The following is a 15,096-nucleotide window of genomic DNA, read 5'->3' on the forward strand; positions in this document are numbered from 1 at the left end:
GAGCGCTCTATACGGTGTCACAGGCGTGCCGTTAGGGTGCGGGCATGAGCAGGCAGGCCCCCACCCTTGAGGACGTCGCCCGCGAGGCAGGCGTCTCCCGGGCGACCGTTTCCCGCGTCGTGAACGGCGTGCGCAACGTGGACCCGGCGATCCAGGCACAGGTGCGGCGGGCGATCGACCGGACCGGGTACGCGCCGAACCGGGCCGCCCGGTCGCTGGTCACCCGGCGCGCCGAAACCATCGCGCTGGTGGTGTCCGGCGCGGGCGGCGGGCCGGACGAGAGCCAGGAGGCCTTCGCCGCCCGCGTCTTCGCGGACCCCTTCTTCGGCAGGGTGGTCGCCGGAGTGGTCGGCTTCCTGCGCCCGCGCTCGATGCATCCGGTGCTGATGTTCGCCGAGTCGGCCGACGACCGCCACGAGGTGCTGACCTATCTGCGGCAGGGGCGCGCCGACGGCGCCCTCGTCGTGTCGACCCACGCCGACGACCCGCTGCCCGCGCTTTTGGCCTCGGCGAAGCTGCCGACCGTCCTGTTCGCCCGTCCGGCGCTTCCGGTGCCGCTGAGCTATGTGGATCTGGACCACCGGGACGGCGGACGGCTCGCGGCGGAACGGCTCATCGCGCGCGGTTGTCGCCGGCCCGCCACCGTGGCCGGACCGCTCGCCGTGACCGCGAGCCAGGAACGGCTGGCCGGCTTCCGCGACACGATGGCACGCCACGGTCATCCTTACGTCCCGGTCGCCGAGGGCAGCTTCACCCTGGACAGCGGCGTTGCCGCCATGGCGCGACTGCTCGCCGAACTGCCGGACGTGGATGGGGTGTTCGCGGCCAACGACCTCATGGCGCAGGGCGTCTGCCGGCTGTTGGGGGAGCGGGGGCACCGAGTGCCCGACGATGTCGCGGTGATCGGTTTCGACGACTCCGGCATCGCCACGAGCTGCCGTCCCCCGCTGACGTCGGTGCGCCAGCCGGTCGAGGAGATGGCCGCGGAGATGGCCCGGCTCCTCGATGAACACATCCGCGGACAGCGCACCGATCCGACGTCTGTCGTCTTCGACCCGGAACTGGTCGTGCGGGAAACGGCGTAGCGGCGTTCCCCGCGCTGCTGGCGGAGCCTGGGGCCGAGCACCGGGAACCCCTCTGACGCCTGCGGGCCGTGCGTGGCCGGTCGCGCAGTTCCCCGCGCCCCTGACCCCGTTCACGGCTGGGCCGTGGTCGCTCCTCGCGCAGTTCCCCGCGCCCCTCACCCCCTTCACGGCCGCGGGCCGCGGTCGCTTCCCGCGCAGTTCCCCGCGCCCCTCACCCCCTTCACGGCCGCGGGCCGCGGTCGCTCCTCGCGCAGTTCCCCGCGCCCCCCTGGCGGGGCGGCCTTGGCAGCGTGTCTCGTTCGAGCATCTTCAGCCTGTCCGGCGTTTGAGGACGAGCGCCCTTCAGGCGCGAACGGGGTGTGGGGCGGAGCCCCAGGGGGCCGACGTGGGCCTCATCTGCCGGGCGGGGACGCGGAGTTCGTTGGGTGAGACACCCTGCTGTACCTCTTGACGCCCGACTCACGACGCCGCTTAACTCACGTCTTAAATTAAGCCATGTGGGCTTTCAGGAGTCGACCGGTGACGGCTTCGGGGAGCGCTCTCCCGGCTTTCGACTCCCGGAAAGGGACACCAGGGCCATGCGCACCATCCGAGCCGCGGCCGTAGGCGCCGCCACCCTCTCTCTCGCCCTCGCGGCCACGGCCTGCGGAGGCGGCTCGTCCGCCGGTGGGTCCAACGACTCGCCCAAGACGCTCACTTACTGGGCCTCCAACCAGGGCGCCAGCATCTCGGTCGACGAGAAGGTCCTCGGGCCCGAACTCGACAAGTTCGAGAAGCAGTCGGGCATCAAGGTGAAGCTGGAGGTCGTGCCCTGGTCGGATCTGCTGAACCGGATCCTGACCGCGACCACGTCGGGCCAGGGGCCGGACGTGATGAACATCGGCAACACCTGGAGCGCTTCGCTCCAGGCCACCGGGGCGCTGTTGCCGTGGGACACGGCGACCTTCGCCAAGATCGGCGGCAAGGACCGGTTCGTCGCATCGGCGCTCGGTTCGACCGGCGTACAGGGCAAGGACCCCGCCGCGGTGCCGTTGTACTCGATGTCGTACGCGCTCTACTACAACAAGCAGGCCTTCGCCGACGCGGGCATAGCCGCGCCGCCGGCCACCTGGGACGAGCTCGTCGCCGACGGCAGGAAGATCGAGGCGAAGGGCAGGAACGGGCTGGGGGCCGAGGGCTCCAACCTGTCGAACAACATCCACCAGGTCTTCGTCCTCGCCAAGCAGCACGGTGCAGAGTTCTTCACGGCCGACGGCAAGCCAAACTTCACCAGTGACGGGGCGGTCGCTGCCGTCAAGCAGTACGTGGACCTGATGGCCAAGGACAGGATCGTCAGCCCGAGCAACGCCGAGTACGCCCAGAATCAGTCCCTGAGCGACTTCGCCAAGGGCAGGACCGCGATGGTGCTGTGGCAGACCGCGTCGGCCACCTTCACGTCACTCGGCATGAAGGACTCCGAGTGGGGGGTGGCTCCCGCGCCCGTGCAGTCCGGTGCGCCGGGGAGCGGAACGCAGGTTAACTCGATGGTGGCCGGCATCAACATGGCTGTCTTCAAGAACACCCACAACCTCGACGGCGCGGCACAGTTCGTCAAGTTCATGACGAGCGACGCCGAGCAGAAGATCCTGAACACTGCCTACGGATCCATCCCGCCGGTCAAGTCCGCGCAGTCGGATCCGGCGTTCAACGCGCAGGGCACGGCGGTGCTGCGGCAGACCCTGGCCGCCAGCGCGCAGGCGCTGCCCCAGGTCCCCGACGAGTCACAGTTCGAGACGGCCGTCGGCACGGCGGTCAAGGAGCTGTTCGCCGAGGCGGCGGCCGGCCGCGCGGTGGCCACCGACTCGGTCAGGGCCAGGCTGCGGAAGGCCGAGCAGCAGATGCCCGCGAAGTGAGCCCGGACACCGTCATGACGACCACAGCCCCCGAAGCAGGCCCCCGAGCGGCGCCCCGGAACTCCCCCGGTGCGGCGCACGGCCCGCGCCGTACCGGGCGGATCAGGCGCATCGGACTGCCGTACCTGCTCCTGCTGCCCGCCCTGCTCCTCGAACTCCTCGTCCATCTGGTGCCGATGGTCATCGGCATCGCCATGAGCTTCAAGGAGCTCACTCAGTTCTCCATCCGGGACTGGGGCTCCGCGCCCTGGTCCGGCTTCGACAACTACAAGCTGTCGGTGGACTTCGACGGGGCGGTCGGCGAGGCCCTGTTGCACTCCTTCCTCGTCACCGTCATGTTCACCCTGTTCTCCGTCGCCTTGTGCTGGTTGATCGGCACCGCGGCCGCCGTCTGTCTACAGGACACCTTCCGCGGCCGCGGCCTGCTGCGGACGATCTTCCTGGTGCCGTACGCGCTGCCGGTCTACGCGGCCGTCATCACCTGGGCGTTCATGTTCCAGCACGACAACGGCCTGGTGAACCACGTCCTGCACGACCAGCTGCACCTCACCGACAAGCCGTCCTTCTGGCTGATCGGCGACAACAGCTTCTACGCGCTGCTGACCGTCTCGGTGTGGAAGGGCTGGCCGTTCGCCTTCCTCATCGTGATGGCCGGCCTCCAGAACATCCCCAGGGAGCTGTACGAGGCCGCCGCGCTGGACGGCGCGGGGCGGTGGCAGCAGATCCGCCGTATCACCCTGCCGTCGCTGCGCCCGGTCAATCAGGTGCTCGTCCTGGTGCTCTTCCTGTGGACGTTCAACGACTTCAACACCCCGTACGTCCTGTTCGGCAAGTCCGCCCCGGAGGCCGCCGACCTCGTCTCCATCCACATCTACCAGTCGTCGTTCGTCACCTGGAACTTCGGCACCGGCTCCGCCATGAGTGTCCTGCTGCTGCTGTTCCTGCTGGTCGTGACGGGCGCCTACCTGCTGCTGACCTCCCGTGGAAGGAAGACGGCCGATGCCTAGCACCGTCGCGACACCCCGGCCGCGCGGCCGGCAGCCCGCCTCGCCGATGGCGCCGCCGCGGTCCTTCCTGTGGTCCCGGCGGATCTTCCTCACCCTGCTCACCGGCTTCGTGCTGCTGCCCGTGTACGTCATGGTCTCCAGCTCCCTGAAGCCCCTGCAGGACGTGTCCGGGAAGTTCCGCTGGCTTCCCAGCGGGCTGACGATCCGCCCGTACATCGACATCTGGTCGACGGTGCCGCTGGCGCACTACTTCATGAACTCGCTGATCGTGGCGGGCACCGCGACGGTCTGCTCGGTCGCCATCGCGGTGTTCGCGGCCTACGCGGTGAGCCGTTATTCGTTCCGCGGCAAGCGGGTCTTCACGATCACCGTGCTGTCGACGCAGATGTTCCCGGGCATCCTGTTCCTGCTGCCCCTGTTCCTGCTCTACGTCAACATCGGCAACGCCACCGGTGTCGCGCTGTTCGGCTCGCGCGGCGGGCTGATCCTGACGTACCTCACCTTCTCGCTGCCGTTCTCCATCTGGATGCTGATCGGGTACTTCGACTCGGTGCCGCGCGACCTGGACGAGGCGGCGCTGGTGGACGGCTGCGGCCCGCTCGGCGCGCTGTTCCGTGTCGTCGTACCGGCCGCGGTCCCCGGCATCGTCGCGGTCGCCGTCTATGCCTTCATGACCGCGTGGGGCGAGGTGCTGTTCGCATCCGTCATGACCAATGACGCCACCCGCACCCTGGCGGTCGGCCTCCAGGGCTACTCCACCCTCAACGACGTGTACTGGAACCAGATCATGGCCGCATCGCTCGTCGTCAGCGTTCCCGTGGTCGCCGGCTTCCTGCTGCTCCAGCGCTACCTCGTCACCGGCCTCACCGCAGGCGCCGTCAAGTGACCAACTCCCGCCGCCCGAAAGGCACTCACGTGTCCACACCGATCGACTTCGCCGCGCTCCCGCACGATTTCCTGTGGGGTACGGCCACCTCGGCGTACCAGATCGAGGGAGCCGTCGCCGAGGGCGGCCGCGCGCCCTCCATCTGGGACACCTTCTCCCACACCCCGGGGACGATCGACAACGGCGACCACGGGGACGTGGCCTGCGACCACTACCACCGCTGGCCGCAGGACATCTCCCTGATGAACCAACTGGGCGTGAACGCCTACCGGTTGTCCATCGCCTGGCCCCGTGTCGTGCCGGGCGGCGACGGACCGGTCAACCCCGAGGGGCTGGACTTCTACGACCGGCTGATCGACGGCCTGCTCGCCGCGGGGATCACCCCCTCCGTCACCCTCTACCACTGGGACCTGCCGCAGGCCTTGCAGGACAGGGGCGGCTGGCCCGAGCGCGCGACCGCCGAGCACTTCGCCGCGTACGCATCGGTCGTCGCGGCGCGCCTGGGCGACCGTGTCTCCCGCTGGGCCACCCTCAACGAACCGCTGTGCTCGGCCTGGATCGGCCACCTGGAAGGCCGGATGGCGCCAGGCCTGACCGACCTGACGGCGGCGGTCCGCTCCTCCTACCATCTGTTGCTCGCGCACGGTCTTGCGGTCCAGGCCATCCGGGCCGGCGCTCCGGGCGCCAAAATCGGCATCGTCAACAACCTCTCCCCCGTGCACCCGGCCACCGGCAGCCCGCAGGACGTGGCCGCCGCCCTCCGTGTCGACGGCCACACCAACCGCTGGTGGCTCGACCCGGTCCACGGCCGCGGCTTCCCGGCCGACATGCGCGAGGTGTACGGAGTCGAACTGCCGGAGCGCGCAGGCGACTTGGCGACCATCGCGGCGCCCCTCGACTGGCTCGGCCTCAACTACTACTTCCCCGCGTACGTCACCGACGACCCGGGCGGCCCCGCTCCGTACGCCCGTGCAGTACGCCGCGAAGGCGCGGCGCGTACCGGCATGGACTGGGAGATCGACGCGAGCGGCATCGAGAGCCTGCTGCTGCGACTCACCGACGAGTACGGCGCCCGCAAGATCTACGTCACGGAGAACGGGTCGGCCTTTCCCGACGCCGTGCGTCCCGACGGCGGTGTCGACGACCCCGAGCGGCAGGACTATCTGGAGCGCCACCTCGCCGCGTGCGCATCCGCCGCCCGCAAGGGCGCCCCGCTCGCCGGATACTTCGCCTGGTCCCTGCTCGACAACTTCGAGTGGGCGTACGGCTACGACAAGCGCTTCGGCCTCGTTCACGTCGACTACGCCACCCAGGCGCGCACCATCAAGGCGAGCGGGCACCGGTACGCGGAGATCGTGCGTGCCCACCGCGAGCGGGCCGGGCGGACGGCCTGAGCGGTCCGCGCCCCCGGCACCGCGGCGGGCGGCCTGAGCGGTCCACGCTGCCAGCACCGCGGTGGGCGGCACCCCGGCCCGCCCACCGCGGCCGCTGCGGCATCCCTGGTGCTCAGGACCACCACACGGCAGCCGGGAGGCTACCGGGCTGTCCTGGCGTCGCGCCGACACCGTCGAGAACGGGCATCCGAATGTCCATCACGACGATGTCGGGACGCGGCCGGTATCAGTGCGCTCCCACGACGCACGCGTGTCCGAGAGGGCGACGGATGCCGGCGCCTCGGAGAATTCGGGCGACGGGCGCCAGGCACTCCACCCCTCCCACCAGCGCCCACCGCTCTCGATCAACTCCACGACCTCGGCGGCAGCGGCCCGCACCGCCTCCGGCTCGCCCGGTCCGAAGCCGCCCGCGTGCACCCGTTCCTCGAAGTGGTCGACGTCCTTCCACGTGTAGGAGGAGCCGTCGGCGGCGATCACCAGGTCGAGTTCCTGGTCGAGCGTGTCGAACCCGTGGGCCGTGCGGCGCAGGGGTTCCTGGAAGTTGACGTACCAGTCCTGGAGCTCGCCGTCCTTCAGCCGGGCCCATACGGAGTATCCGTCGCCGGCCCGCTGCAATTGCAGCACGCCGTCCGACTGCCAGGTGTGCTCGAAGTGCACCCAGGGATGCGGGCCCCACTTGAACTCGCCGCCGCCGAACGAGAGCGGTGTGCCCTTGGCCAGATAGGCGGCGAGCAGCACACCGTCGTCGGCGACGACGCGCAGGGGATAGACCATCCACTCGCGTCCCTCAAGGATCTCTCTCCTGACGATGACCTCACCGCTGCGAAAACATGGCTCCATGCCGAGCCACCCTATGAGTCATGCCGCGCCCGGTCGCCGCGGGGTGGGGCGCCCGCCGAACGGCGAGGGGCGCGACTCCCTCCCTTGCCGAGGTTCCACTCGCTCCGGAGGTCCCATCCGCTGTGGAGGCCTCCTTCGGCCCGGAAGCCCCGTCCGACCCGGAAGCCCCATCCGGCGGCGAAGCCCCATCCGTTCCAGTGCCTCAGCGGTAGTCCACTTCCGCGAAGGGCCAGTCGGATGCCAGCCAGGCGGCCACGGCGTTGTGCAGTGGACCGTCCAGTTCACCACGGGCGGCACACACCCAGGAGCGGACGTCCGTCACATGCCGGTGCGTGCGCGACGGGTAGATGTAGACACAGCCGATCACGTCACCCGCCGCGTCGAGAACCGTGTAGGTGAAACCCGTTCGCGCTGCGAAGTCCTTGGCGTGGGCCACGAGGTCCCGCAGGTTCGCCGCCAGGTCCATGCCCTCGGCCGGCGGCCAGTCACGGCCGTGGAAGCCGGGCGTGGTCCGGATGTGCTCGATGCTCGACATCCAGGCGACGTGGTCGGATTCGTTGTGCTGCGGCCCGAGCGGTTCCAGGCGGAACCCCTCGGCCGCAAGACCCCGAGGAGCGACGAAGTCATCGGGCACGAAAGGCTGCTCAGTCATGTGCACAGGTTAGCGAGCGCTCCCGGCGAACGGTCGTGCGGCGTCCCCGCTCTGCGGGCCCGGCGGTAATGGGGCGCCGCGCCGCGGCCGTTGACCCGTCCCTCATTTCTTGTCCCCCACCGCCGCGGCCATCAATTGCCCGCCTGTCCCTGCCATTCCGCCCGGTTCGCGGACACGGACGGCAGCCGAATTGCACGGCCTTTCCGCACGCCCCCGGACGGAGCGGACGTCCGAATTCAGGAACCGCCGGCCGTGTCCCTCAGCAGTTCGGGTACGAAGTCCGCGCCGCGTGCCGGGGCCGGGTATCTGAGGTGGGCGAGGCGGGCCTGTTCCTGGCGCATGTGCATGAACGACTCCAGGATGTATCCGACCATCAGCACGAGCACCGCGATGATCATGATCGCGGCTGCCAGGACGGCGGTGGGCAGTCGGGGCACGGTGCCGGTGCGGACGAATTCGGTGACCAGCGGGAGACCGAGCACCAGGGAGACCAGGGTGAGCAGTGCGGCGATGACGGCGTGGAACTGTGAGGGGCGCTGCCGGCGGGCGAGACCCAGGATGAGTTTCAGGATGCGCCAGCCGTCCCGGTAGGTGCGCAGCTTGCTGACGCTTCCGGCCGGGCGGTCCTTGAAGTCGACCTCCATCTCGGCGGTCGGCAGGCGCAGACTGAGGGCGTGCACCGTCATCTCCGTCTCGGTCTCGAACTCCCTCGACAGCGCGGGGAAGGACTTGACGTAGCGGCGGGAGAAGACGCGGTAGCCACTGAGCATGTCGCTGACGTCGTTGCCGAACAGCGAGCGCACGGTGCCGGTGAGCACTCGGTTGCCGACCGCGTGGCCCGCACGGTAGGCGGTCTCGACGATCTCCCTGCGCGCTCCGACCACCTGGTCGTAGGGGCCCTCGAAGAGGAGGTCGACCAGCTCGCGTGCTCGCGAGGCGTCGTAGGTGTCGTCTCCGTCGATGATGAGCAGCGCGTCGGCCTCGATGTCGGCGAAGGCACGGCGGATCACATTGCCCTTGCCCTTGCGCGGCTCGTGCCGCACGATGGCTCCCGCTTTCAGGGCTTCGGCGACGGTGTCGTCCGTCGAGGCATTGTCATATACGTAGATGACCGCCTCGGGAAGTGTCGCGCGAAGGTCGGTGACGACCTTTCCGATCGCGGCTTCCTCGTTGTAACAGGGAATGACACACACAATCGCCGGATTCATCAGAGGACCCTCATTATGTGAAAAAATCCAGTGGTTTTGGGCGCTGAGTGTGCAGATGGTACCTCAGCTTGTTCATTGAGCTTCCTTACGTTTACGTTCTAGGCATGCTGCAATCGAGGGCCTTGAGTCGAGTCGTATCCGAATGGGTGCGAAAGATCTGGCGAGAGGTCGCCGCCTTCGGTGTGGTCGGCGCTGTCGCGTTCGTCGTGGAGACCGCGAGTTTCAATCTGCTGATCCTCGGCTCGTCCTCCGGCGGCGGGCCCCTGAAATCGGTGCCCGTTCTCGCCTCCGTGGTGGCCACCTCGCTCGCGATGGTGGTGAGTTGGTTCGGCAACCGTCACTGGACCTATCGGGACCGGCGCGGCGCCGTCGACCGGCGCGAGGTCGTGTGGTTCGTGGCGGTCAACCTGGCGGGCATGGCCGTGACCGCGGCGCCCGTGTTCGTCGCGCATGAACTCCTGGGCCTCGGTTCGCCGTTGAGCGACAATGCGGCGCGCCTCGTGGGCTGGGCGGCGGCGACGCTGCTCCGTTTCGTCGCCTACCGCACTCTCGTCTTCACCCCTGCCGGAAAGGACTCCGCACCCGTGCCCGCAACCCTCCACAGGTGGACCACTGCCTGGGACCGCGCCCGTCGGGACGGCACCCTGTGGCCCTGGTGTCTCGCGGCGCTCGCCGCGCTCTGCGCCATGGCGGTGAACACCGTCTTCCACCCCGGCTATCTGAGCGAGGACAGCGCCGATCAGCTCCAACAGGCCCTGGGCGAACGGCCGGTGACGGACTGGCATCCCCCGGTGATGGCCCTGGTGTGGCGGATCCTCATCGACGGCACGGGCGCCATCTCCGCCATGGCCGCGCTCCAGGCCGCCGTCCTGTGGGCATCGCTGTGGGTTCTGGCCCTGCTGGTGTGGCGCAGGACCGGGAGCCGGGGGCTGTCCCTCGTGATGCTCGCCGTCGGGCTGACGCCCCACATCCTGACCTTCACGGGGGTGGTGTGGAAGGACGTCCACATGGCGTACGCGCTGCTCGCCGCCCTCGCGGTGGCGCTCACCGCGCGTGAGCTGCCGCCCGGCCGGGCCCGGTCGCGCTGGGCCCTGCTGGTCCTCGGTGTGCTGTTCCTCGCCTATGCCGTCCTGGTCCGCAAGAACGGCTTTCCCGCCGTGGTCCCCGTGTTCGCGCTGCTGGTCCTCGCGGTGTGGCCGGCCCCGGGCCGTCGCCGCTGGCTGGCCGCCACCGGCATCCTCGTTCTGGTCACCACCGTCGGGAGCGTCGGCGTGTCGGCGGCCACCGGCCCGGTGGCCACCCGCCAGTACGCGCAGATCCCGCTGGACGACCTCACCCATGTACTCGGCCCGGCGCAGATCCGCGCCGCCGCCGAAGAGGCCGGTGCGAGCGCGGACTTCCGTGACCGCCTGGTCACCGCGACGGTCGACTGCGCGAAGCGCAAGGTCCCGGCCGACGTGTACTTCAACTGCTATCCGCGGGACCGCTCGCTCGGTGTCACGGAACTCGGCCGCAACGCCGGCGTACTGACCCGCATGTGGACGCAGCAGATGCCCCGGCACTGGAAGGGCTATCTCGCCTACCGGGCCCGGGTGTTCTCGAAGCTGCTCTTCCAGGGCAATCTGCCGTTCTACGACGGCTCCGTGACCAAGCTCGACGCCTTGAAGGGCGCGCCGGTCAACGAGTCCCTTGAGTTCACCGTGCAGAGCTATGTGACGGGCTTCGTGCACGATGTGCCGATGCTCTTCCAGGGCTGGTTCTGGCTGGCGGTCTCGCTGGTGTTCGCCCTGCGCCGCCGATGGGCCGGTCCCTACTCACGGGAACTGCGCCTGCTCGGGGCCAGTTCGGCCCTGTACATCCTCGCCTATCTGCCCACGGCGCCGCAGTCCAACTTCCGTTACGTGTACTGGCCCGCGCTCGCCGGGACCGTCGGGCTCGCGGCCGTGCTGATCGGCCACCTGGCACGCCGCCGAGCGACGGCCGCCGACCGTGTCACCGGGACGGGCGCTCCCGCACAGGCGGTGCCGGCCGTACCGGTGTCCAGCGAGGCGACCGGAGGCGGACCGCACGAGAACATCGGCGTCTCCGGCTGACCGCGCCCCCGCCGGATACGGCAATGAAAAGGTCAAGCGTTACCCATCCAGGTCAAGTTTCACGCCCGTACCGCACTTATCGGGCAGCCCCGGAATAGTCGCCTGGGGAAACAGGTTTATGCCGCATGTACCCCCCGCGGGTGCGGCCGACGACCACTCCCGCCCCCGGAGGCTCCGCAATGCCCCATCCGACACCTCACCAGCAGGCCGCGCCCCGCGGCATACGCGGTGTCGTCCCGGTACTCGCCTTCGCCGGCATCACGGTCGCCGTGATGCAGACGCTGCTCGTGCCGGTCATCAAGGACCTCCCGGTCCTGCTCAGCACGTCACCGGCCAACGCCACCTGGGTCATGACCTCGACCCTGCTGGCCGGCGCCGTGGCCACCCCGATCATGGGCCGGCTCGGCGACCTGTACGGCAAGCGCCGCATGCTGCTCGCCAGCCTCGCCATCATGGTGGTCGGCTCGCTGGTCGCGGGCTTCACCAGCCAGCTCCTCGTGATGATCGTCGGCCGCGCCCTCCAGGGCTTCGCCATGGGCGCGATCCCGCTCGGCATCGGCCTCATGCGCGACCAGCTGCCCCGCGAGAAGCTGGGGTCGGCGATGGCCCTGATGAGCTCGTCCATAGGCGTGGGCGGCGGGCTCGCGCTTCCGCTCGCCGCCGTGGTCGCCCAACACACCGACTGGCACGCCCTGTTCTTCGCCTCGGCGGGCCTCGGCGTGGCCGCCATCGTCCTCACCCTCCTGTTCGTACCGGAGAGCGACGTCAAGGCGGCCGGCACCTTCGACGTGCTCGGTGCTCTCGGCCTCTCCGCGGGCCTGGTCCTGCTGCTGCTCCCGATCACCAAGGGCAGCGACTGGGGCTGGGGCTCGACCACGACGCTCGGTCTGCTCGGCGCGGCGGTCGTCGTTCTCGTCCTGTGGGGCGTGATGGAGCTGCGCGTCAAGGCGCCGCTGGTGAACCTGCGCACCAGCGCCCGGCGCGAGGTGCTGCTCACCAACCTCGCCTCCACCATGGTCGGCGTCGCCTTCTACGCCATCTCGCTCGTCCTGCCCCAGCTGCTCCAGCTGCCCTCCGCCACCGGGTACGGCCTCGGCCAGTCCATGGTCGTCGCCGGCCTGTGCGTGGCGCCGCTCGGCCTGACCATGATGCTGACCGCGCCGGTCTACGCGCGGCTCTCGGCCAAGTACGGCCCGAAGACCACCCTCATCCTCGGCATGCTGATCATCGCGATCGGGTACGGGGCGGGGCTCGGCCTGATGAGCGCGGCCTGGCAGACCATCGTCATCTCGGTGATCGTCGGCGCGGGCATCGGCCTCGCCTACTCCTCGCTGCCCGCGCTGATCATCGGCGCGGTCGACCCGTCCGAGACGGGCGCGGCCAACGGGCTCAACACCCTGATGCGTTCGATCGGTACGTCCGTCTCCAGCGCGGTCATCGGCATGGTGCTCGCCAACACCTCGAAGAACTTCGGCCCGGTCGCGCTCCCGACCATGCACGGCTTCCGCGTCTCGTTCATGATCGCCACGGGCGCGGTCGCCGGCGGTCTCGTGCTCGCCGCCTTCCTGCCCAAGGGCCGCCCGTCCGCCGTGCCGCAGCTGCGCGCCAGCAGCGAGGAGGACGCGGCCCTGGAGCGGGTCACCGAGGCACTGGCCGCCTTCCACGGCCAGGTCGTCGGCGCGTCCGGCGCTCCCGTCGCCCACGCCAAGGTCACGCTGATCGACCGCCACGGGCGTCAGGCGGGCTCCGCCCACACCGACGAGAGCGGCCGGTACGCGGTGGAGGTCCCGCAGGGCGGCCCGTACGTCCTGGCCGCGACCGCCGCGGGCCACGCGCCCCTGGCATCGGCGGCCACGCACCACGGGGGCGAGGGCCGGGTGACCGTGGATCTGGCACTGCCCGTCCCGGTCCCGGTCCCGCCCGGCGCGGACCCCGTGGTGCCTCAAGGGGCGTGACGCGGGTCGCGCGCCGTCAGGGCCCGCCCGTGGGCGCGGCCGGCACCGGAAGGACGGTGCCCGCCGCTGTGCAACGCACGGTCCAGATCCCCTCGGTGCCGTGCTCGTGCACGCGTACGTCCACGGCGGGCGGCTGCTTGCCGCCCGGCACATCGGCGTTGGCGGCGGTGCAGACGAGCTGGGCGATGCCGAGCACCGCGGCGACGGTGGCCCCCCTACGCAGGGCGCCGGACGTGAGCCGAGCGGCAGGGCGGGCGGCGCGGGACGGGCCGGCCTTGCAGGATGCGCGGGAAGGGAGACGTCCGGTCGAAGCGGCGTGGTTGGTGGTCATGCGCCCAGCAAAACAGCGCTCCGGGGGCCCGGGCCCCGTTGTCATCGTCCGCTCACACCACGCGAAAAGAGCTGTCGAAGAGCGGTGCTCGCGGTGTTCGGCGGGGTGCTGTCGAACCCCGGGGGCCGGTCCGCGGGGAGGCACACAGGGACAGGGCGGACAGGGCGCGCGTCCGGCACATACCCCGCACGTACCCCACAGGGCCCCCAACTCCCCCATGCAGGAAGGGAGTTGAGGGCCATGCAGGCTGTCCCCGCAGGTGTGCCGCGGCGCAGCCGAGGCGTGGCTCGCGGCTGCGACCCTTCAGGGCCGACGGGGTCGCGCTGGCCTCGCGGGCCTGCGCGAGGTCACCGCTGAGGCGTGGCGCTCGGCGTGCCGCTGGGCATCGGGGCGTGGCAGACGCCGCCCTCGACCATCTTCAGGTGCGCGGCCACGACGGGCCGTGCCGCCTTGGCGGCCGCCTGGATCTGGGCGTCCTTGCCCGACTTCAGCTCCTTGTCGATCAGCGTGAGTGCCTGCTGGTGACCGGTGCTCTGCACCTTCAGCCAGGCGGTGTCGTACGCCGTGGTGCCGTTCTTCGGCTTCAGCGCGGACAGGCTCTTCTGCTGGTCGGCGTTGGGTTCCTTCGGCAGGGTGATGCTCTTGCTCTTGGCGAGCGTCGCCCCCTTGGCGTCCAGCGTGGTGTGGTCACGCACGAGGACGTCGCCGACCTGTTTCACACAGGTGCTCTTGGCGTGGGCGTGTGCGTCCTTGCCCGCGGCGATCTCGGCCAGGTTGGACTGGTGGATCGCCTGGAGAAAGGCCGCGTCGGGGTTGGCGGCGGGGCTGGCCGCGGCGAACGCGGGCGCCGCGCCGGAGAGAGCGAGGGCGGCGACGGCGGCCGCGGTTGCGCAGGTGTGGGTGAATCGCATGAATCCTCCACGTGTCCGTGGACCGGGTGAGGGTCGGTTCGGTGGCCGGACGGCGCGAGTGCGCCTGTCCTGATGTGGCCCGACCGGCATCATCCTAGGTTCGCTCACCCACTCCCGCCCGTTCAGATCACCCTGGGTGACCGACGGGCCGGACGGCCTCCCGCGTCAGGCCGGATAGGGGGCTGCCTTGAGGCGCCGGGCGAGGTGGCTGGCGTTCGCGGCGAGCGCGGCGGTGGTACCCGCGGTGGCCTTGGGCGTGCTGACGAGGTCGAGGTAGTCGCTCTTCTGCATGGCTTCGCCGACCCAGTAGGTGACCGCTCCGGGAGCCAGTGTGAATCCGATGTCGTTGAGTCCCTGGAAGATGTCGGCGCTGACCTTGTGCGCGCCGTCCTCGTTGCCCACCACGCACACCGCGGCGACCTTGCCGTACATGAGCGGACGCCCCTCGTCGTCGGTCTCCGAGATGTCCGCGTTCAGCCGTTCCATGACCTTCTGGGCGATGCTGGAGGGATGGCCGAGCCAGATCGGCGTGGAGATGAGCAGGATGTCCGCGTTCAGGACGCTCTCGCGGATCGCGGGCCAGGCGTCCCCCTCACCCATGTCGGTCTTCACACCGGGCTTCACATCGTGGTCCGCCACACGGATGACCTTCCCGGTCACCCCGTGCTCGGCGAGCGACGACATCGCCTGCTCGGCCAGCAGGTGGGAACTCGAATCGGCGGGGGACGGAGACAGCGTGCACACGAGCGCGACGGCGCTCAGCGGGACGTCGGACCAGGCATCGGCATGCGTTTGAGTCGTATCCATACCTCAGCTACTGCCCCGCCATCAGCCGCGTTATC

13 protein-coding genes are annotated in these 15,096 nt (G+C 70.0%); 7 read left to right on the forward strand and 6 right to left on the reverse strand.

Annotation, left to right across the window (positions count from 1 at the left end; all coding sequences use genetic code 11):
- Positions 1-44: 44 nt before the first annotated feature.
- The 5 genes from ACGFW5_RS23415 to ACGFW5_RS23435 all read left to right on the forward strand — a co-directional run bounded on the left by ACGFW5_RS23415 (position 45) and on the right by ACGFW5_RS23435 (position 6,264).
- The gene (locus ACGFW5_RS23415; protein WP_393836235.1) at positions 45-1,085 is read left to right on the forward strand and encodes a LacI family DNA-binding transcriptional regulator; all 1,041 of its coding nucleotides are present in this window, start codon (positions 45-47) and stop codon (positions 1,083-1,085) included.
- 578 nt (positions 1,086-1,663) lie between these two features.
- Positions 1,664-2,977, forward strand: a complete 1,314-nt coding sequence (locus ACGFW5_RS23420; RefSeq protein WP_393836236.1) for an ABC transporter substrate-binding protein — start codon at positions 1,664-1,666, stop codon at positions 2,975-2,977.
- Positions 2,978-2,991: 14 nt separating this feature from the next.
- Positions 2,992-3,984: a carbohydrate ABC transporter permease gene (locus ACGFW5_RS23425; protein WP_393836237.1), complete on the forward strand. Its 993-nt coding sequence runs from the start codon at positions 2,992-2,994 to the stop codon at positions 3,982-3,984.
- Positions 3,977-4,870 (forward strand): carbohydrate ABC transporter permease, encoded by an 894-nt coding sequence (locus ACGFW5_RS23430; RefSeq protein WP_393836238.1) that lies wholly within the window; start codon positions 3,977-3,979, stop codon positions 4,868-4,870. The genes ACGFW5_RS23425 and ACGFW5_RS23430 overlap by 8 nt, the downstream gene beginning before the upstream one ends.
- A 29-nt stretch (positions 4,871-4,899) precedes the next feature.
- Positions 4,900-6,264 carry a GH1 family beta-glucosidase gene (locus tag ACGFW5_RS23435; RefSeq protein WP_393836239.1) on the forward strand — a complete coding sequence of 455 codons (1,365 nt, stop codon included), beginning with the start codon at positions 4,900-4,902 and terminating at the stop codon, positions 6,262-6,264.
- A gap of 198 nt (positions 6,265-6,462) precedes the next feature.
- On the opposite strand, the gene ACGFW5_RS23440 is transcribed toward ACGFW5_RS23435, so the two are convergent.
- The 3 genes from ACGFW5_RS23440 to ACGFW5_RS23450 form a co-directional block, all read right to left on the reverse strand.
- Positions 6,463-7,104 (reverse strand): DUF402 domain-containing protein, encoded by a 642-nt coding sequence (locus ACGFW5_RS23440; protein ID WP_393836240.1) that lies wholly within the window; start codon positions 7,102-7,104, stop codon positions 6,463-6,465.
- A 202-nt stretch (positions 7,105-7,306) separates the two neighbouring features.
- Positions 7,307-7,756, reverse strand: coding sequence for an N-acetyltransferase (locus ACGFW5_RS23445; RefSeq protein ID WP_393836241.1), 450 nt, complete (start codon positions 7,754-7,756; stop codon positions 7,307-7,309).
- 236 nt (positions 7,757-7,992) lie between these two features.
- Positions 7,993-8,964: a glycosyltransferase family 2 protein gene (locus ACGFW5_RS23450; RefSeq protein WP_393836242.1), complete on the reverse strand. Its 972-nt coding sequence runs from the start codon at positions 8,962-8,964 to the stop codon at positions 7,993-7,995.
- A 104-nt stretch (positions 8,965-9,068) separates the two neighbouring features.
- Between ACGFW5_RS23450 and ACGFW5_RS23455 the strand changes: the two genes are divergently transcribed.
- Together ACGFW5_RS23455 and ACGFW5_RS23460 are read left to right on the forward strand one after the other, a co-directional pair.
- Positions 9,069-11,057 carry a GtrA family protein gene (locus tag ACGFW5_RS23455; RefSeq protein WP_393836243.1) on the forward strand — a complete coding sequence of 663 codons (1,989 nt, stop codon included), beginning with the start codon at positions 9,069-9,071 and terminating at the stop codon, positions 11,055-11,057.
- A gap of 179 nt (positions 11,058-11,236) precedes the next feature.
- On the forward strand, positions 11,237-13,012 hold the full coding sequence (locus ACGFW5_RS23460; protein WP_393836244.1) for an MFS transporter: 1,776 nt from the start codon (positions 11,237-11,239) through the stop codon (positions 13,010-13,012).
- A gap of 16 nt (positions 13,013-13,028) precedes the next feature.
- Here the strand turns inward: ACGFW5_RS23460 and ACGFW5_RS23465 are convergent, their stop codons facing one another.
- The 3 genes from ACGFW5_RS23465 to ACGFW5_RS23475 form a co-directional block, all read right to left on the reverse strand.
- A complete protein-coding gene (locus ACGFW5_RS23465; protein ID WP_393836245.1) occupies positions 13,029-13,343 on the reverse strand; it encodes a hypothetical protein in 315 nt (104 codons plus the stop codon).
- A gap of 347 nt (positions 13,344-13,690) precedes the next feature.
- Positions 13,691-14,254 carry a DUF4142 domain-containing protein gene (locus ACGFW5_RS23470; protein WP_393836246.1) on the reverse strand — a complete coding sequence of 188 codons (564 nt, stop codon included), beginning with the start codon at positions 14,252-14,254 and terminating at the stop codon, positions 13,691-13,693.
- A 165-nt stretch (positions 14,255-14,419) separates the two neighbouring features.
- Positions 14,420-15,061 (reverse strand): flavodoxin family protein, encoded by a 642-nt coding sequence (locus tag ACGFW5_RS23475; RefSeq protein WP_393836247.1) that lies wholly within the window; start codon positions 15,059-15,061, stop codon positions 14,420-14,422.
- Positions 15,062-15,096 lie beyond the last annotated feature (35 nt).

The organism is Streptomyces sp. NPDC048416 (assembly GCF_043200435.1).
GTDB lineage: Bacteria > Actinomycetota > Actinomycetes > Streptomycetales > Streptomycetaceae > Streptomyces.